This is a genomic window from Variovorax sp. P1_H12_2, from assembly GCF_056405335.1.
This window is the reverse complement of record NZ_JBFUCI010000085.1, coordinates 1-18,256: the sequence shown is the minus strand read 5'-3', so window position 1 is coordinate 18,256 and position 18,256 is coordinate 1. Positions and strand designations below refer to the sequence as shown.

Below are 18,256 nucleotides of genomic sequence, written 5' to 3'. Positions count from 1 at the left end.
CTGGCAGCCCTGGTCGGCCGAACGCGCGCGCGAACTGGCGGCCGCCGGCCGGCCGGTGTTCGTGGATTTCACGGCCGCCTGGTGCGTGACCTGCCAGTACAACAAGCGCAGCACGCTGGACAGCGCCGAGGTGCTGGCCGATTTCGACGCCCGCCAGGTCGCGCTGCTGCGCGCCGACTGGACCCGGCGCGACCCGGCCATCACCGCGGCGCTGACCGCGCTCGGGCGCAGCGGGGTCCCGGTCTATGTCTTGCAAGCACCGGGAAAGCCGCCCGTGGTGCTGACGGAAATACTCGGCAAGGATGAACTGCGCGCCGCGCTCGCGGCGCTTTGACACCGGGCATCATTGGCTCCTTCGGGGGCCGCGGAGCGCCCCGGCGCCGGCCTTACTGGCCCCCCACGCTCCCTCACTGCGTGTGGTCGCTGCCCCCCAAGGGGGCCGCAGGCCGCCTTGGGGCGGCCCGGCGCCGGCCTTACTGGCCCCCCACGCTCCCTCACTGCGTGTGGTCGCTGCCCCCCAAAGGGGGCCGCAGGCCGCCTTGGGGCGGCCCGGCGCCGGCCTTAACGGGTTGTCACATGAACATGAGGAATCTGTTCTAAGCTGTCGCAGTTGTTGAGTATTTATCACCGGGAGTACAAGCTGACCATGTCATCGTCATCCTCCGCCTCGCGTTCCTACCGCGCCGCGCGCGATGCCCGCGCCGCCCTCAGCCGAGCYTCGCGGCGCGCCATCATGACGGCCGCCGTCGCACTTGGCGCCACCTTCCTGATGAACGCGCAAGCCRCCGCCGCGCCCGCCGTCGGCCAGCCCGCGCCCGATTTCGTCGCCGTCGACACCGCCGGCGCGCAGCACCGCCTGTCGGACTTCGCCGGCAAGTTCGTGGTGCTCGAATGGACCAATCCGGGCTGCCCCTTCGTCGGCAAGCACTACGGCAGCGGCAACATGCCCGCCACGCAGAAGGCCGCCACCGCCCAGGGCGTGGTCTGGCTGGCCATCAATTCGACCGAGCGCGGCGCCAGCGACTACCTGAAGCCGGCGGCGCTGGCCGCCTGGATGAAGGCGCAATCGGGCGCGCCGACGGCCGTGCTGATGGACGAAGACGGGGTCATCGGCCGCGCCTACGGGGCCCGCACGACGCCGCACATCTTCATCGTCGACCCCAAGGGCACGCTGGTCTATGCCGGCGGGATCGACAGCATCCCCTCGTCCCGCGCCGAGGACATCAAGACCGCCACCAACTACGTCAACCAGGCGCTCGGCGAAGCCTTCGGGGGCAAGGCGATCAGCGCCGCGGCCACCCGACCCTACGGCTGTTCCATCAAGTACAAGTCCTGACCGGACCCACGCTCCCCGAGGGGGCGGCCCGGCGCCGGCCCGAGCCGCCCGGCCGCTACGAAGGCGCATGCCAAAGCGCTGCTGTGCCAAGGTCATTCGACGCCCCTGCGACAATCGCAGGATGCCTTTCGCCCCCCTGAAGAACGACACGTTCCTGCGCGCCTGCTGGCGCCAGGCCACCGACCACACCCCCGTCTGGCTGATGCGCCAGGCCGGACGCTACCTGCCCGAGTACCTGGCCACCCGGGCCAAGGCCGGCAGCTTCATGGGCCTGGCCACCAACGTGGACTTCGCGACCGAGGTCACGCTGCAGCCGCTCGAGCGCTTCGCGCTCGATGCCGCGATCCTGTTCTCCGACATCCTGACGGTGCCCGACGCGATGGGGCTCGGCCTCTCGTTCGAGGCTGGCGAAGGCCCGCGATTCGCTCGGCCGGTGCGCGACGAGGCCTCGATCGCGGCCCTGGCCGTGCCCGACATGGACAAGCTGCGCTACGTCTTCGATGCCGTCACGTCGATCCGCCGCGCGCTCGCCGGCCGGGTGCCGCTGATCGGCTTCTCGGGCAGCCCGTGGACACTGGCCTGCTACATGGTCGAGGGCGCGGGGTCGAGCGACTACCGGCAGGTCAAGACACTGCTCTACAGCCGCCCCGACCTCATGCACCGGCTGCTGGCCGTCAACGCCGACGCCGTGGCCGCCTACCTCAACGCGCAGATCGACGCCGGCGCCCAGGCCGTGATGGTGTTCGACAGCTGGGGCGGCGTGCTGGCCGACGGCGCCTTCCAGGTCTTCAGCCTGGCCTACACGCAGCGCGTGCTGTCGCAGCTCAAGCGCGACGGCGCCGACGGCCGGCCGGTGCCGCGCATCGTGTTCACCAAGGGCGGCGGACTCTGGCTCGAAGAAATGCAGCCGCTCGACTGCGAGGTGCTGGGGCTGGACTGGACCGTCAACCTCGGACGCGCGCGCGCGCTGGTGGGTGAAGGCCCGGCGGGCAAGGCCCTGCAAGGCAACATCGACCCCAATGTGCTGTTCGCGCAGCCGCGCCAGATCGAAGAGGAAGTGGCCAAGGTGCTGCAGAGCTTTGGCCGCCCGCACACCGACCCGGACACCACCGGAGCGACGCACGTGTTCAACCTGGGCCATGGCATCAGCCAGTTCACCCCGCCCGACCACGTGGCGGCCCTCGTGAACGCGGTGCATGCGCAGTCCCGCCTGCTTCGTTCCTGAGCGCATTGTTATGACTTGTAAGCACCGGAGATCGACTGCCCGAGCGTTTGTCAAGCGCCAAAACGGTGAGGAGGGACTGACTTATGCACAAAAYGGCTGCTGCGGTGCGCAAAAACATCTGACGCTCGATAAAGGCTGCTCCTAAAGCGATAGCGAAGCTAAGTCATTGATTCATATAGGTTTTGAACTTTGCTTTTTTTGCGTGCATTCCAGCCGAAGCCTTGATTTTCAAGGGCTGGCGACGAGTCGAGGCGGGATATCAACAAAGTTATCCACAGAAACTCTGGATGGACTGCAAAGCACTGAAAAATCAACAACTTAAGTCCATTTGCTCAAAGTCGCTTTAACAAACCCGCGCAGCGGGAACCCGCCTTGAACTGGTGCATCGACGTCGCCGTCCAGACCCCGGCGCACAGCGCACTAGGGGATGTACTTAGCTACAAAAGCCACGTCGCCCTGACTCCGGGGGCCCTCGTGCGGGTGCCGTTGGGCCGCCGCGAGGTGCTGGGCGTGGCCTGGGCGGTGCGCAGCCTGGAGGCCGACCCGCCTTCCCCGATGGAACTCAAGCCGGTCGCCGGCGCCCTGGACGCCTTGCCTGCGCTGGGCGAGGCCTGGCGCGACCTGGTGGCCTTCGCCGCGCGCTACTACCAGCGCTCGCTTGGCGAGATCGCGCTGGCGGCCCTGCCGCCGCAGTTGCGGGACCTGAGCGCGGTCCAGCTGGCACGGCGGCTCAAGCGCCAGGCCCCTGCGGCGCGCGCCGGCAACGCAGCGCCCGACGGCCCCGCGGTGGCGCTCACCGCCGAGCAGGCCGCCGCGCTGGCCCGCTTCGATGCCGAGCCCGGCCCCTTCCTGCTGTTCGGCAGCACCGGCAGCGGCAAGACCGAGGTCTACCTGCGCTGCGTGGCGACGCTGCTCGAGCGCGAGCCCGAGGCGCAGGCGCTGGTGATGGTGCCCGAGATCAACCTGACGCCGCAGCTGGAAGCCCGCTTCAAGGCGCGTTTCGGCGCCGACTCGGTGGTCTCGCTGCACAGCGGCATGACGAACCCGCAACGGCTCGCCAGCTGGCTGGCAGCGCACGGCGGCGCGGCGCGCATCGTGCTCGGCACCCGGATGGCGGTGTTCGCCTCGATGCCGGCGCTGCGGCTGATCGTGGTCGACGAGGAACACGACCCCAGCTACAAGCAGCAGGAAGGCGCACGCTACTCGGCCCGCGACCTGGCCGTCTGGCGCGGCCGGCGCGAGGGTGCCAAGGTGATCCTCGGCTCGGCGACGCCATCGCTCGAAAGCTGGCATCGCAGCCGGCCGGCCGAGGGCGAGGACGCCGGCGGCAACTACCTGCGGCTGGCAATGCCCTCGCGCGTCGGGGCCGGCGCGCTGCCGGCGGTGCGGCTGGTCGACATGAACCTGCAGCCGCCGAAGACCGTGCTGTCGGGCGCGCTGCTCGACGCCATCGGCCAGCGCATCGCGCGCGGCGAGCAGAGCATGGTGTTCCTGAACCGGCGCGGCTACGCACCGGTGCTGGCCTGTGGCGACTGCGGCTGGAAGAGCGAATGCCCGCATTGCAGCGCCTACCGCGTGTTCCACAAGATCGACCGCACGCTGCGCTGCCACCACTGCGGCTTCACCGAGCGCGTGCCTCGCGCCTGCCCGGCCTGCGGCAATCCCGACATCGCACCGGTCGGCCGGGGCACGGAGCGGCTCGAGGAGCACCTGGGCGAGCTGTTCGCCGCGGTCCGGCGGCCCGACGGCAGCGCGGTGCGCGTCGCCCGCATCGACGCCGACAGCACGCGCAAGCAGGGGGCGCTCGAGTCGCAGCTCGCCGCGGTGCACGCCGGCGAGGTCGACGTGCTGGTGGGCACGCAGATGATCGCCAAGGGCCACGACTTCCGCCGCATCACGCTGGTGTCGGCCATCAACCCCGATGGCGCCCTGTTCTCGAGCGACTTCCGCGCGCCCGAGCGGCTGTTCAGCCTCCTGATGCAGTCGGCCGGCCGGGCCGGACGCGATGCCGCCTACCTGACGGCGCAGGAGGCGACCGCCGAGATGTGGATCCAGACCCATCATCCGCAGCACCCGCTGTTCGCCGCGCTGCGGCGGCATGACTATGCCGCCTTCGCCCAGGGCGAACTGGAGGAGCGAGCGGCCGCCGGCATGCCGCCCTTCGCCTTCCAGGCGCTGCTCAGGGCCGACGCGCGCACGCAGGACGCGGCGCAGGCGTTCCTGAATGCCGCCAGTGCCGCGGCCGACGCGCTACCGGGCGCCGACCGGGTCACGCGCTACCCCGCGGTGCCGCTCGCGATCCAGCGGGTGGCCAATGTGGAGCGGGCGCAGATGCTGATCGAGAGCGGCTCGCGCGCCGCCCTGCAGCGGCTGCTGGCGGAATGGCAGCCGCTGCTGCACGCGCTGCGCCGCCAGCCCGAGGGCAAGGGCGTGATCCGCTGGCTGGTGGACGTCGATCCGCAGAGCATCTGACGCGAGCGGCGCGCCCATCGCGGAAACGCCGCGGAACCGGGAGCGCTACAGCAACCCGACCGGCTCCTTGCCCATTTCCACGTACTGGAGGCCGGATCGGCGGCGCCGGACAGCCCCTGGGACGAAGAGCAGCAGGCTCAGCACGGCCGCTGCCAAGGCAGCCCCGGTTCCGAGCGCCCCGCCGACCCACAGCCAGCCGACGACGGCCAGCCACACCATCCACAGCACCCCGCGTGTCAAAGTCGTCATGCCACTCTCCCGATGCAGGAGCCCACTTTAGCAGCGCTTCTGAATACAGAAGCATTAGCCAAAGGCAATAGTTCACGCAAACCCCTTCTTCGTGAGAAAAAAGCAAGAAATACTCTGCAACAACGGTTGACGAAGCGCCGGCTCGCTGCCCAAGCTATGGATGCGTCAGAACCCACTGCGGGGTTCTGCGAAAGGTCATCTCATGAAGACGCTTTCTAGGACTTTGTGGGGCCTGGGCCTTGCGATTGCTTGCCTGGCCACCGGCGCACCGGCGGCGGAGCTGGAGCTCGAAGGCAACCGGCTGCTGGTCAGCGGCATGCTCGATGGCAGCGCCCTCAAGGATTTCGAATCGCAGCTGGCCAGCGGCCAGGTGCGCACCGTGGTCTTCGAGAACGCGCTGGGCGGCTCGGCCGAGGTCGCCAAGGCGTATGCGCGTGCGATCCAGGCTTCTGGCGTCAACACCGAGGCCAAGGGCCAGTGCCAGGCAGCTTGCGCCTTCGCGTTCCTGGCCGGCAAGGAGCACCGTTTCGGGCGCGGCTTCCAGATCCACGCGCTGCTGATCCCGGTCGCCAGCCGGCCGCAGCCCGGCGAACTCGCGAGCCGCTGGCGGGGCGAGGATGGGGCGCATCGGACGCAGGCGGAGTTCAACCCGCCGGCCGGCGAGTCCGGCCCCGCCGCGATGCCGGCCCCGGCCTCCGGCGCACCTGCCGCGAAGGACACCTGGAACCCGAACCAGGGGGTTCTGTTCACCTCGACCCCCACGCTGTTCGGCCGGGTCCACAACACCTTCTATTGCGACGGCACGCAAGGGCGCGACCCGTCGCACTGCGAGCTGCTGTCCGATGCCGACCCCTACAAGCTCGGGGTCTTGACGCCCTAGCTCGCCCCCAGGTTGCCCCGCACTTCGTGTCGGGGCGCCCACCCCCTACCGGGGGCAACACCAGCGGCCCGGCGAAGCCGGTTCCGCGGTGTTTCACCAACGGGCCTGGCTGCGCCGGCCGGTGGATACTGGCGCTGGGTTCTTCTACGGCTGCGCGCAGCGCGCCGGTTCGTGGGCAGTCGCGGAACCGGCTTCGCCGGGCCGCTGACTGCGCCCCCGGTAGGGGGTGGGCGGCTACACGAAGTGAGCCAACCTGGGGGCGAGCGCGACCACCGGAAAGCTGAAAAACGCCGCCACCGTGCTCCACAGGATGATGCGGGCGATGCGGCCGTTGTCGGCGCCGAAGCGCTCGGCCAGCATCGACACGTTGCTGGCGCTGGGCAGCGCGGCCACCAGCACGATCGCCACCAGGGCCGGCGTTCCCAGCGGCAGGCCGAGCGCCATGGCGCCGCGGGCGACGCCGTAGACCAGCAAGGGATGCGCGATCAGCTTGATCGCGACCACCGGCAGCACATCGGCGAGCCGCGCCTGCGGCGGCGACCCGGGCCCGCCGGCCGCACTGCCCAGGGCCTGCGCGACGACCGCGCTGGCGCGGTGCTCGCGCGCCAGCAGCGCCGAGCGCGCCAGCACCGCGCCGATCGTGAACAGCGCCACCGGCGAAGCCGCCTCGGCCAGCATCGCAACCGTGCGGTCGACCGGGCCCGGGAGCGCCAGCCGCGTCGCCGAGGCCAGCACGCCCAGCAGGATCGACCACGGCATCGGGTTCAGCAGGATGCCGCGCAGCGCCTGCCGCGCCGCCTTGGCGGCCCCATGCTCGTCGGCGCCGTCGAGCCGCGACAGCGCGATGCACAGCGACGAGGTGACGATCATGTCGAACGCGATGGTGATGATGGTGGGCGAGGCCGCCTGGGCGCCGAGGATCGCCACCAGCAGCGGCACGCCCATGAAGCCGGTGTTCGGGAAGGCCGCCACCAGCGCACCGAATGCAGCGTCGTTCCAGCCAATGCGCCCGTTGCGGCTCAGGGCCACCGTGGCGCCGACCACGATCAACGCGCTCAGGCCCCACACCAGCGCCACGCCGCCGTCCAGCAACTGGCCGATCGGCGCATTGGCACCGAAGCGGAACAGCATGCACGGCAACGCGAAATAAAGGACGAAGGCGTTCAGCCCCGGAATCGACGACAGCGGCAACAGGCCGCCGCGCGCGGCCGCATAGCCGGCGGCGATCAAGGCAAAGAAGGGAACAGTAACCAAAAATATCTGCAGCACGCAGCCCATTGTGCTTGGGCTCCGGCGCCGGCTTCGGCCGAAGCCCTAGCACATCCGCCCGGCCGAGCCGCCGCGAAGGCCCCCGTATCATTGGCCGTTTGCGCCTTCCGTTCCCGAACTCCATGTCTTCCGGTCTCAATCTCGCGCAACAAGAAGCCGTCAACTACATGCACGGCCCCTGCCTGGTCCTTGCCGGCGCGGGCTCGGGCAAGACGCGCGTGATCACGCACAAGATCGCGCGCCTGATCCAGGCCGGCCTGGAGCCCAAGCGGATCGCCGCCATCACCTTCACCAACAAGGCGGCCTCCGAGATGCGCGAGCGCGCCAAGGGCCTGATCGGGCGCGACGCCAGGCACGTGGTGGTCTGCACCTTCCACGCGCTGGGCGTGCGCATGATGCGCGAGGACGGCGCCGTGCTGGGCCTGAAGCCGGCCTTCAGCATCCTCGACAGCGACGACGTCACCAAGATCCTCAAGGACGCCGGCGGCACCACCGACGCGGCCACCGCCCGCATCTGGCAGTGGACCATCAGCAAGTGGAAGAACATGGGCCTCAACGCGGCCCAGGCCGAGGCCCAGGCGGCCGACGACAACGAGCGCATCACGGCGCGCATCATGGCGCGCTACGAGGAGCGGCTGGCGGCCTACCAGAGCGTCGACTTCGACGACCTGATCGGCATGCCGCTCAAGCTGCTTCAGCAGCACGACGAGGTGCGCGCCAAATGGCAGGCCGCGCTCGGCCACGTGCTGGTCGACGAATACCAGGACACCAACGCGACCCAGTACGAGGTGCTCAAGGCGCTGGTCGGCGAGCGCGGCCGCTTCACCGCGGTGGGCGACGACGACCAGTCGATCTACGGCTGGCGCGGCGCCACGCTCGACAACCTCAAGAAGCTGCCGGTCGACTACCCGACCCTCAAGGTCATCAAGCTGGAGCAGAACTACCGCAGCACCAGCGCGATCCTGCGCGCCGCCAACAACGTGATCGGGCCGAACCCCAAGCTGTTCCCGAAGACGCTGTTCAGCGAACTCGGCGAGGGCGAGCCAGTGCGCATCGTCGACKCCGACAGCGAGGCCCACGAGGCCGAGCGCACGGTGGCGCGCATCCAGAGCCTGCGCGCCGGCGACGCCACCGCGCAGGGCCCGCAGCACAAGGAGTTCCGCGACTTCGCGATCCTCTACCGCGCCAACCACCAGGCCCGCGTGTTCGAGCAGGCGCTGCGCAAGGCGCAGATCCCGTACAAGGTCTCGGGCGGCCAGAGCTTCTTCGACCGTGCCGAGATCAAGGACCTGTGCGGCTGGTTCCGCCTCTGGGTCAACAACGATGACGACCCGGCCTTCCTGCGCGCGGTGACCACGCCCAAGCGCGGCATCGGCCACACCACGCTGGCCAGCCTCGGCACCTTCGCGAGCCAGTACAAGCTGAGCCTGTTCGAGGCGCTGTTCAGCCCCTCGCTGCCGAGCGTGATGCCCAAACGCGCGCAGGAGGGGCTGCACGAGTTCGGCCGCTACATCAACGACCTCGAATACAAGGCCCGCCGCACCATGGGCGCCGAGGACGCGCGCGCCTTCCTGGCCGAGTGGCTCAAGGAGATCGACTACGAGAAGCACCTGTACGACGGCGAGGACAGCGAGCAGGCCGCGGCCAGCCGCTGGACCAACGTGATGGAGTTCTGCGACTGGATGTCGCAGCGCTGCGGCGGCACGATCGACGACGCCTCGGGCGCCACGGTCGAGAGCGAGCGCAAGAGCCTGCTCGAGGTGGCGCAGACGATCTCGCTGCTGTCGACCATCAGCGAGCGCGAACAGGACCAGAACGTGGTCACGCTGTCGACGCTGCACGCCTCCAAGGGCCTGGAGTGGCCGCACGTGATGCTGGTCGGTGTGACGGAGGGGCTGCTGCCCTTCAAGCTCGACGACGACGGCGGCCGCCAGGAAAAGATCAGCGACGAGACGCTGACGCGGCTGCAGGAAGAGCGCCGGCTGATGTACGTGGGCATCACGCGCGCCCAGCGCAGCCTGGCCGTGAGCTGGACCAAGCGGCGCAAGAAGGGCCGCGAGATGGTCGCCGCCCAGCCGAGCCGCTTCATCGCCGAGATGGCGCTCGACAAGAAGACCGCCAAGGAAGACCCGCGCGAGAAACTCAAGGCGCTGCGCGCCGAGTTCGCGCGCAAGGTGCAGGACAACGCGGCCGCAGCGGCGGCGGCGGCCGCTTCGGCGCCATGAGGTTTCTGCAGACGGCCTGCCTGGCCGCCGCCTGCCTCGCTGCCGCCGGCGCGATGGCCCAGGGAGCGCCGGCGGCCCCATCGACACCGACGGGCCCATCGCCGGTTGCCTGCCCCGCCAAGGGCTCCGAGCTGCCGCTCGAGGCCTTGTTCGGCACCTGGGAGGCGCGCATCGACGGCCTGAAAGGCGTCGCAAAAGTCAAGCTCGACCAACATCCGGACTACGCCGGCGTGCGCGGCACAATCACGCGCGGCGGCGACGGCGCGCCGGCCACGGTCGCCCGGCTGGCGGGCGACATCGACGACGACGGCATGCTGAGTCTCGACGAATCGCTGGACGGCCACGCCATCAGCGGCGTCTGGCTGGGCGAGCTGGAYGCGTCCTCGTGCGGCAACGCATGGAAGGGCGTCTGGCGCGACGCCGCGAACGACAGCACGCATCCCTTCGTGATGAACAAGACAGGCGACCCGACCCGCGATCGATGAACAAACGCATTCTTTTTTTCACCGCTTTTTTCGCAGGCATCGGCGCCACCGGCGCGCAGGCCGAGGCCGTGGACAAGCCGCCCAGCCCGCTGGCCGAATCGCAACTGACCTGGCAGCAGTGCCAAGGCCTCGCGGGCAGCGGCAACAACGAGGCGCGGCTGGCCTGCTTCGATCGCTGGGCCCAGCAGCAGACCCTGCCGGCCGCCGCGGTGCCGCCGGCGCCGCCGGTGCTCGCCGAAACCCAGCCGCCCGTGGACGCCACGGTGCCGGCCACACGCGTGATCACCCTCACCACCGAGGACGGCTGCCGCGACCACCAGTACTCGCCGCTGTCGCGCTTCTGGGAGCTCGAGGCCGGCAGCAACTGCGGCACGTTCGGCTTCCGCGGCTACCGACCGCTCAGCGTCGGCCTCGGGGTGGCCGCGAGGGACCCGGAAGTCGCGACCTCGCCGGCGCCCAACCACACCGGAGTCGACCGGCCCTACCAGTCCCAGGACATGCGCATCGGCCTGTCGCTGCGCACCAAGCTCGCGCAGGGACTGCTCACGGGGGACGACCCGATCAAGAAGGACGGGCTCTGGTTCGCCTACTCGCAGGCGTCGACCTGGCAGGTGTTCAACGAAGATCTCTCGCGGCCGTTCCGCACGACCGACCACGAGCCCGAGCTGATCTACAGCTACCCGACCGACTACCAGCTGCCGGGCGGCTGGCGCTTGCGCTACACCGGCCTGGGCCTGGTGCACCAATCGAACGGCCAGGACCTGCCGTACTCGCGCAGCTGGAACCGGGTCTACCTGATGGGCGGCATCGAACTCGGCGACAAGTTCGTGATCACCGGGCGGGTCTGGAAACGCATCTCCGAAAACGCCGCCGACGACGACAATCCCGACATCACCAAGTACCTGGGCAACGCCGACATCCGGGCCGCCTGGCAGGTCAACCGCCTCAATCAGGTCGGCGTCATGGTGCACGGCGGCAAGGGCGCGATCCGGCTCGAATGGCTGAAGGTGATCGGCGACCCGGTCAAGAGCAACCTGCGCTTCCAGACCCAGCTCTTCTACGGCTACGGCGACACGCTGATCGACTACAACCGCAAGCGCACCGTATTCACCATCGGGCTGGCGCTGGTCGACTTCTAATCTAACCCCATGAACTCGCCACTCCCGACCCTCTCGCTGCTGGAGACCCGCGTGCTGGGCGTCCTGGCCGAAAAGCAGCGCACGGTTCCCGACAGCTATCCGCTCACGCTCAACGCGCTGGTCGCGGGCTGCAACCAGAAGACCAGCCGCAACCCGATCCTGGAAGTGACGGACGCCGAGGCGCAGGCGGCCCTCGACAGCCTCAAGGGCTACAGCCTGGTGTCGGAGACCAGCGGCGGGCGCACCTTCCGCTACGCCCACAACGTCGACGGCGTGCTGCGGATCCCCTCGCAATCGATCATCCTGCTGACCGTGCTGATGCTGCGCGGACCGCAGACCGCGGGCGAACTGCGCATCGCCTGCGATCGCATGCACAACTTCGCCGACATCTCGGCGGTCGAGGGCTTCCTCGACGAGATGGCGCAACGGCCCGCAGGTGCGCTGGTCGTCAAGCTCGCGCGGCTGCCGGGCGCGCGCGAGAGCCGCTGGGCGCACCTGCTGAGCGGTGCGCCGGCCGAGGAGGCGGCCGGCGCCGGCATGGGATCGACTGCGGGCGCCGATGTGTCGCTCGGCGAAGTCGCAGCGCTCAAGGCCAACGTGGCGCGGCTGGAGGCCGAGGTCGCTGGCCTCAAGGCGTTGGTGGCGCGGGTCTGCTCGGAGTTGGGGATCGCGTCCGACGGGAACGACCCGGTCGCCTGAGCCACTCGGTGTTCAAGGGCGCTGCGTCGCGGACGTCCGCTGTATCGATTGGTGCACGACCTGAGCGGCAGCACGCGGATCGAGCGCCGAAGAACTATCGTGACAGCGCGTGACGTCGCCTGGCGCAGGGGACCCCGCAGCGAACGGGTCGATCCTGCCCCCGGCGTGCTGACCTACTCGCGATCGTAGGAGAACTGGATCCCCGCCGTGCCGCCGGTCTCGATGAAGAGATTGATGAACGCCGGCACCGTTTCCTTGCGCGCCCAATCGCGCTGCAGCTCGCAGAACAGCTGCGGCACGCTGATCATCTTGCCGCCGGCCTGTTCGATCCGGCGCAACGCCGCTTCATGGGCGGCCAGCGAAGTCCCGCCGACCGCATCGGCCACGACGTAGACCTCATAGCCTTCGTTCAGCGCATCGAGCGCGGGGAAGGTCAGGCAGGCCTCGGTCCACAAGGCGGTCATGATCAGCTTCTTCCGGCCGGTCGCCTTCACCGCGGCCCGGAACTCGACGTCCTCCCACGAGTTGATGGTCGTGCGGTCGTAGGTCGGGATGCCTTCCAGTGCTTTGCGCACCTGCGGGATCGGCGGCTTGTTGAGGCCGGTCTTGACATTGACGGTGGAGTGCACGATCGGCAGGCCATAGGCCACGGCGGCCTTGGACGCGCCGACGATGTTGTTGATCAGCAGTTGCCGGTCCATCGACGCGATCGAGTTCACCTGCACCGGCTGATAGTCGATGATCACGAACGCGGCGTTCTGGGGGGTGAGCAGTATGTCCTTGACGGGGTCTCGAATGGTTTCACTGGCCATGGTGTTCTCCTGACGGTGGGTCTCTATGTGCTGGAACGCAGCACGCGCGGATGCCCTGGGGCATGTCTCGATCAGGCGACGCGGTTCAGCTTGTGGAAGAACTCGATCTTTTCCACTGCGCCTGCGCCTTGTTCGTTGAAGCGGCGGATGTGCTCGCTTTGGGTGTGATGCTTCATCTGCGCCTCGGGGCTTGCCCAGTGCTCCACGAAAATGAAGCGGCGCGGATCGTCCTGGTCCGCGAACATCTCGTAGCGCAGGTTGCCCTCGTCCTTGCGCGACGGCTCGACCACGGCAACCAGGTGGGCACGCAGTTCGTCCTCGCGCCCTTCTTTCGCGTACAGCGAAACGACGATGAAGAAATCGTTCATGGCCTTGTCCTCCATGAATCAGCTCGCGCCTAGGTTCGCGTCGAGTCGAGCTGCTCGTTGCTCCGAGCGACGTCCTGCGCCTTCAGGTAGCTCTCGATGAGCAGGCCGTACGAAGGCATTGCCTGGGTGTAGACCGCCGCCCATTCCTGCGCGTCGGGACGGTTCCAGGTCTTCTGGATCTCGGAGAGGGCCGCCATGGTGTCCATGACGACGACGCCGGCCTGGAGCAGGCGCGCGACCGTCAGCTCGGACGCCATCTTGGACACGGTCCCGGATGCGTCCACGATGGCAAAGGTCTTGTAGCCGGCCGCCACGGCGCTGATGGACGGGAAGGCGAGACACACGCTCGTGATCGTGCCCGCGATCACCAGGCTCTTCTTGCCCGTCGCTTCGACCGCGGCCGCGAAGTCGGCGTTGTCGAAGGCGTTGATTTCACCGCGGCGCGCGATGTACCTGGCATGTGGCGCCAGTTCGTGAATCTCGGGAATCAGCGGGCCGTTCGGGCCTTGCGGGACCGAGGCCGTGGTGATGACCGGCATGCCGGCCAGCGTCGCGGCCTTGGCCAGGGCCTTCACGTTCGCGCGGAGCTGGGTCAGCGGAATATCCTGGACGACCTGGAACAGGCCGCTCTGGTGATCGATCAGCAGCATGGCCGCGTCGGCCGGATCGATGACGGGGCGCTGGCCGTTGAAGTTGGCAACATTTGCAAAAGCATTCATCTTCGTGGCTCCTGGCTGGCTGGGTTGAAGCAATTCTGGTCACTTCGCCCACGCTGCGGTAGCGGCACTTCGGGGAACACCACGTTCTCCGATCGAGAACACGGGCCCCGAGAAGAGGCGGGCTCCGACGTCGTCGAAGCCGCCCGTTCCATCGGTCAAGCTGCCGGTGCCGCGATCCGGCCCATGCGGCCGTTCTGGTAGTCGGTGAATGCGCTTGCGATCTCCGCCTCGGTGTTCATCACGAAGGGCCCGTATCCCACCACCGGCTCATTCAGCGGCTGCCCTGTCAGCAGCAGCACGGTCGAGTCTTCGGTCGCGTCGAACGCGAGCGCCGTCCCTTCTCGCTCGAGCACGGCGAGTTCGGCCTCTGCCACCGCATCGCTGCCGAACCGGATCGCTCCCTTGAGCACGAAGACCGCCGTGGTATGACCTTCCGGCACCTTGAACTCGACACGCCGGCCCGCCTTGACCCGAACGTCCCACACGTTCATGGGACTGAAGGTGTGCGCAGGTCCGGCCTGCCCCTCGAATCCGCCGGCGATCACGCGCACGGAGCCGGCGTCCTCGGGCAGCGCCATCCTCGGGATCTGCGCATCCGTGATGTTCTGGTACCCCGGCGAGGTCATCTTGTCCTTGGCAGGCAGGTTCACCCAGAGCTGGATCATCTCGAACGCTCCGCCGCGCTGGGCGAACCCGGCCCCGTGATACTCCTCGTGCACGATGCCGGCGCCCGCGGTCATCCACTGGACGTCGCCCGGCCCGATGGACCCGCCTCCTCCGGCCGARTCCCGATGCTCGACTTCGCCGGTGTAGACGATGGTGACGGTCTCGAACCCGCGATGAGGGTGCTGCCCGACACCCCGGCGCTGTTGCGTCGGCGAAAAATCCGCCGGCCCCGCATAGTCCAGCAGCAGGAACGGTGACAGTTCCTGCGCGACGTCGTTGTACGAAAAGATGCTGCGCACCGGAAAACCGTCGCCCACCCAGTGGCGTCCGTTGTTGCGTCTCTTGAAGGCAAGTTTCTTCATGATGATCGACTCCTTTGCCTTCCCATCTGGGTCCTGGCAGGCGCTCCCGGTAGATCGCTTTTCGCGAACGCGGCGTTTCAGCAGAGCGGTGACCCCGCGGCTGGAGGAGCTGGGAACCTGCGGCCGCGGCGGATGATGCTCAGGGCGAGACGCGGTCCCACGGTGCGATGTCGCCGGCCCAGGCGTCGGCCAGCACGTCGATGATGCTGCGAACCTTGGACGACAGGTTGCGCGATTGCGTGTAGACCGCATGCACCGTGTCGTCGGTGGGAACGAGTCCGTCCAGCGGCAGTTCCACGAGCTCGCCGGAGCGCAGCAGGCCGCCGACAAGAAAGGTCGGCAGGACGGTCAGGCCCAACCCGCTCAATGCGGCCTGGCGCATCGCCTCGCCGTTGTTCGTCACCACGCGTGCACGGACGTTGGTGGCGACAGGCTCGCTGCCGCGCTCGCTCGGTGCATCGCCCATCCTGCGGAACTGCCAGATGTGGTTCGAGGACACCAGGCCATAGCCGATGCATTCATGCTGCGACAAGTCTTCGAGATTGGCCGGAGCGCCGCGTCGAGCCAGGTAGTCCGGGCTGCAGCACAGGATGCGCCTGCTGGTGGCGAGCCTGCGCGCGATGAGGCTGGAGTCCGCCAGCACGCCGATGCGAATCGCCAGGTCGTAGCCGCCTTGTACGAGGTCGACATGCCGGTCATCCAGGTCCATGTGCACGATCAGTTCGGTGTTCTTGCGCAGGAACGGCATCAGCGTGGGCAGGATGCAGCGCTGCCCGAAACTCATCGGGAGAGCGAGCCGGACCGTTCCCTGCAGGCCGCGGTGCTCTCCTCGCATCGATTGGGCAAACTCGTCGAAGTCCTGCAGGAGCAGCTTGCTTCGTTCGAAGAAATGGGTCCCGCTCGTGGTCGGCGTGGCGCGCCGCGTCGAGCGCTGAAGCAGCGCAACGCCCAGGCAGTCTTCCAGCGACGTGACCCGTTTGCTCACGACGGACTTCGCCACATCCAGCCTGACGGCGGCGGCACTGATGCTGCCGGCCTCCACCACGGCGATGAAGGCCTCGATATCTTCGATGCGATACCGCACAACGCGTCCTCCTGGGTTGCAGGCACTCCGACATGAAGTCGGCATCCGGGCCTGCAGTCAGTGTAGACGCTGGCCGCCACCCCTCTCGCGGCCAGGAGTGGTGTCGGCGTTGGCGCAGCGGGCCCTAGCGGCTGGACGGAAAGCTGAACACCGCACCCTCGCGCACACCGGCCGAGGGCCAGCGCTGCGTGATGGTCTTGCGCTTGGTGTAGAAGCGCACGGCGTCGGGGCCGTAGGCATGCAGGTCGCCGAACAGCGAGCGCTTCCAGCCGCCAAAGGAGTGGTACGCCACGGGCACCGGCAGCGGCACGTTGATGCCGACCATGCCGACCTGGATGTTGTCGCTGAACCAGCGCGCGGCTTCGCCGTCGCGCGTGAACAGGCAGGTGCCGTTGCCGTATTCGTGGGCGTCGATCATCGCCATGGCTTCCTCGAGCGTCTTCACGCGCACCACGCCGAGCACCGGGCCGAAGATCTCTTCCTGGTAGATCGTCATGCCGGGCTTGACGCCGTCGAACAGGCAGGGGCCGAGGTAGTAGCCGCCGTCGTGGCCCTCGACCTTGACGCCGCGGCCGTCGACCACGAGCTTCGCGCCCGCCGCCACGCCGGCATCGACGAAGGCCTTGACCTTCTCGAAGTGCGGCTGGGTGACCAGCGGGCCCATGTCGTTGCCGTTGTCGTTGCCGGGGCCGACCTTCATCTTCGCGATCTCGGCCTTCAGGCCCGCCACCACGGCGTCGCCCGTTTCGTCGCCGATGGCCACGACCAGCGGAATCGCCATGCAGCGCTCGCCGCAGGAGCCGTAGGCCGCGCCCATCAGGGCGCTGACCGCGTTGCCGATGTCGGCGTCGGGCATGACGACCGCGAAGTTCTTCGCGCCGCCCAGGGCCTGCACGCGCTTGCCGTGCGCGCAGCCGGTGGTGTAGATGTACTCGGCGATGGCGGTCGAGCCCACGAAGCTCACGGCCTTCACGCGCGGGTCGGTCAGGAGCGTGTCGACGGCTTCCTTGTCGCCGTTGACCACGTTCAGCACGCCCGGCGGCAGGCCGGCCTCGAGCGCGAGCTCGGCCACCAGCAGCGTCGAGGAGGGCGTGCGCTCCGAGGGCTTCAGCACGAAGGTGTTGCCGCAGGCCACGGCCATCGGCCACATCCACAAGGGCACCATCACGGGGAAGTTGAACGGCGTGATGCCGGCCGTGACGCCCATCGCCTGGAACTCGCTCCACGAGTCGATCGCCGGGCCGACGTTCTTGCTGTGCTCGCCCTTGAGCAGTTCGGGCGCATAGCTGGCGTACTCGACGTTCTCGATGCCGCGCTGCAGCTCGCCGTGCGCATCCGAGAGCACCTTGCCGTGCTCGGCCGTGATGAGCGCGGCGATGCGGTCGGCGTTGGCTTCGAGCAGCGTCTTGAGCTTGCTCATCACGCGGGCGCGCTTGAGCGGCGGCGTGTTGCGCCAGGCCGGGAAGGCGGCTTGCGCCGAGGCGATGGCCTGCTCGACCGTGAGCTTGTCGGCGAGCGCAACGCTCTTGTCCGAGAAGCCGGTGGCCGGATCGAACACCGGCTGCACGCGGGTGCCGCCTGCGACGCGCTGGCCGTCGATGAAATGGCCGATGGTGGTGGTGACGTTCTTGTCGTTTTGCATGGAATGACTCGGTGGGGGATCAGGCGGTTTCGGCGAGGGCGTCGGCCAGGGCGTTGACGAGGCGGTCGATCTCGGCCTTCTCGGTGATGAAGGGCGGCGCCAGCTGGATCGTGTCGCCGCCATAGCGCACGTAGAAGCCCTTCTTCCAGCAGTTCATCGCGATCTCGTACGGCCGGCGCGCCGGCTCGCCGGGCAGCGCGGCGATCGTCAGGCCCGCGGCGAGGCCGTAGTTGCGGATGTCGGCCACGTGCTTGCTGCCCTTGAGGCTGTGCACGGCATTCTCGAAGTGAGGCGCCAGCGTCTTCACGCGGCCGATCATGTCTTCCTTCTGCAGCACGTCGAGGGCGGCGATGCCGGCGGCGCAGGCCACCGGGTGCGCGCCGTAGGTGTAGCCGTGCGGGAACTCGAGCATGTAGTCGGGGCCGCCTGCGGCCATGAAGGTGTCGTAGATCTCCTTGCTGGCGACCACGGCGCCCAGCGGCTGTGCGCCGTTGGTGACCTGCTTGGCGATGTTCATGATGTCGGGCGTCACGCCGAAGGCTTCCGCGCCGGTGAGCGCGCCGCAGCGGCCGAAACCGGTGATCACCTCGTCGAAGATCAGCAGGATGTTGTTCGCGGTGCAAA

General features: G+C 68.5%; 18 protein-coding genes. 9 read left to right on the top strand and 9 right to left on the bottom strand.

Annotation, left to right across the window (positions count from 1 at the left end):
* From AC1D2K_RS11390 to AC1D2K_RS11375, 4 genes are all read left to right on the top strand, one after another.
* Positions 1-334 (top strand): thioredoxin family protein (locus AC1D2K_RS11390; RefSeq protein ID WP_478088938.1); only part of this gene is annotated, 334 nt, incomplete at its 5' end.
* A 312-nt stretch (positions 335-646) separates the two neighbouring features.
* Positions 647-1,336: a thioredoxin family protein gene (locus AC1D2K_RS11385; RefSeq protein WP_478088937.1), complete on the top strand. Its 690-nt coding sequence runs from the start codon at positions 647-649 to the stop codon at positions 1,334-1,336.
* Between the two features lie 121 nt (positions 1,337-1,457).
* Positions 1,458-2,561, top strand: a complete 1,104-nt coding sequence (gene hemE / locus AC1D2K_RS11380) for a uroporphyrinogen decarboxylase (RefSeq protein ID WP_478088935.1) — start codon at positions 1,458-1,460, stop codon at positions 2,559-2,561.
* Between the two features lie 372 nt (positions 2,562-2,933).
* Positions 2,934-5,033: a primosomal protein N' gene (locus AC1D2K_RS11375; RefSeq protein WP_478088934.1), complete on the top strand. Its 2,100-nt coding sequence runs from the start codon at positions 2,934-2,936 to the stop codon at positions 5,031-5,033.
* Positions 5,034-5,078: 45 nt separating this feature from the next.
* On the opposite strand, the gene AC1D2K_RS11370 is transcribed toward AC1D2K_RS11375, so the two are convergent.
* Positions 5,079-5,282 (bottom strand): hypothetical protein, encoded by a 204-nt coding sequence (locus AC1D2K_RS11370; protein ID WP_478088932.1) that lies wholly within the window; start codon positions 5,280-5,282, stop codon positions 5,079-5,081.
* A 202-nt stretch (positions 5,283-5,484) separates the two neighbouring features.
* On the opposite strand from AC1D2K_RS11370, the gene AC1D2K_RS11365 reads away from it, so the two are divergent.
* Positions 5,485-6,162, top strand: a complete 678-nt coding sequence (locus AC1D2K_RS11365; RefSeq protein WP_478088931.1) for a hypothetical protein — start codon at positions 5,485-5,487, stop codon at positions 6,160-6,162.
* 234 nt (positions 6,163-6,396) lie between these two features.
* On the opposite strand, the gene AC1D2K_RS11360 is transcribed toward AC1D2K_RS11365, so the two are convergent.
* Positions 6,397-7,431, bottom strand: coding sequence for an AEC family transporter (locus tag AC1D2K_RS11360; protein WP_478088929.1), 1,035 nt, complete (start codon positions 7,429-7,431; stop codon positions 6,397-6,399).
* Positions 7,432-7,553: 122 nt separating this feature from the next.
* On the opposite strand from AC1D2K_RS11360, the gene AC1D2K_RS11355 reads away from it, so the two are divergent.
* Genes AC1D2K_RS11355 through AC1D2K_RS11340 form a run of 4 tightly spaced genes read left to right on the top strand, consistent with a single transcriptional unit; the run spans position 7,554 to position 11,979 of the window.
* On the top strand, positions 7,554-9,656 hold the full coding sequence (locus AC1D2K_RS11355) for an ATP-dependent helicase (protein ID WP_478088928.1): 2,103 nt from the start codon (positions 7,554-7,556) through the stop codon (positions 9,654-9,656).
* Positions 9,653-10,141 (top strand): hypothetical protein, encoded by a 489-nt coding sequence (locus tag AC1D2K_RS11350; RefSeq protein WP_478088926.1) that lies wholly within the window; start codon positions 9,653-9,655, stop codon positions 10,139-10,141. The genes AC1D2K_RS11355 and AC1D2K_RS11350 overlap by 4 nt, the downstream gene beginning before the upstream one ends.
* The gene (locus tag AC1D2K_RS11345) at positions 10,138-11,280 is read left to right on the top strand and encodes a phospholipase A (RefSeq protein WP_478088925.1); all 1,143 of its coding nucleotides are present in this window, start codon (positions 10,138-10,140) and stop codon (positions 11,278-11,280) included. The genes AC1D2K_RS11350 and AC1D2K_RS11345 overlap by 4 nt, the downstream gene beginning before the upstream one ends.
* A 9-nt stretch (positions 11,281-11,289) precedes the next feature.
* Entirely contained in the window at positions 11,290-11,979 is a 690-nt protein-coding gene (locus tag AC1D2K_RS11340) for a YceH family protein (protein WP_478088924.1), read from the top strand.
* Positions 11,980-12,152: 173 nt separating this feature from the next.
* On the opposite strand, the gene AC1D2K_RS11335 is transcribed toward AC1D2K_RS11340, so the two are convergent.
* The 7 genes from AC1D2K_RS11335 to AC1D2K_RS11305 form a co-directional block, all read right to left on the bottom strand.
* On the bottom strand, positions 12,153-12,791 hold the full coding sequence (locus tag AC1D2K_RS11335; RefSeq protein WP_442285315.1) for a hydrolase: 639 nt from the start codon (positions 12,789-12,791) through the stop codon (positions 12,153-12,155).
* 71 nt (positions 12,792-12,862) lie between these two features.
* A complete protein-coding gene (locus AC1D2K_RS11330; protein ID WP_478088922.1) occupies positions 12,863-13,159 on the bottom strand; it encodes a putative quinol monooxygenase in 297 nt (98 codons plus the stop codon).
* A 29-nt stretch (positions 13,160-13,188) separates the two neighbouring features.
* Positions 13,189-13,878, bottom strand: a complete 690-nt coding sequence (locus AC1D2K_RS11325) for an isochorismatase family protein (protein ID WP_478088921.1) — start codon at positions 13,876-13,878, stop codon at positions 13,189-13,191.
* A gap of 155 nt (positions 13,879-14,033) precedes the next feature.
* Entirely contained in the window at positions 14,034-14,906 is an 873-nt protein-coding gene (locus tag AC1D2K_RS11320; RefSeq protein WP_478088919.1) for a pirin family protein, read from the bottom strand.
* Positions 14,907-15,045: 139 nt separating this feature from the next.
* Entirely contained in the window at positions 15,046-15,990 is a 945-nt protein-coding gene (locus tag AC1D2K_RS11315; RefSeq protein ID WP_478088917.1) for a LysR family transcriptional regulator, read from the bottom strand.
* 124 nt (positions 15,991-16,114) lie between these two features.
* Positions 16,115-17,632 carry a CoA-acylating methylmalonate-semialdehyde dehydrogenase gene (locus AC1D2K_RS11310; RefSeq protein ID WP_478088915.1) on the bottom strand — a complete coding sequence of 506 codons (1,518 nt, stop codon included), beginning with the start codon at positions 17,630-17,632 and terminating at the stop codon, positions 16,115-16,117.
* A 19-nt stretch (positions 17,633-17,651) separates the two neighbouring features.
* The coding region (locus tag AC1D2K_RS11305; RefSeq protein WP_478088914.1) for an aminotransferase class III-fold pyridoxal phosphate-dependent enzyme at positions 17,652-18,256 on the bottom strand (605 nt) is incomplete at its 5' end.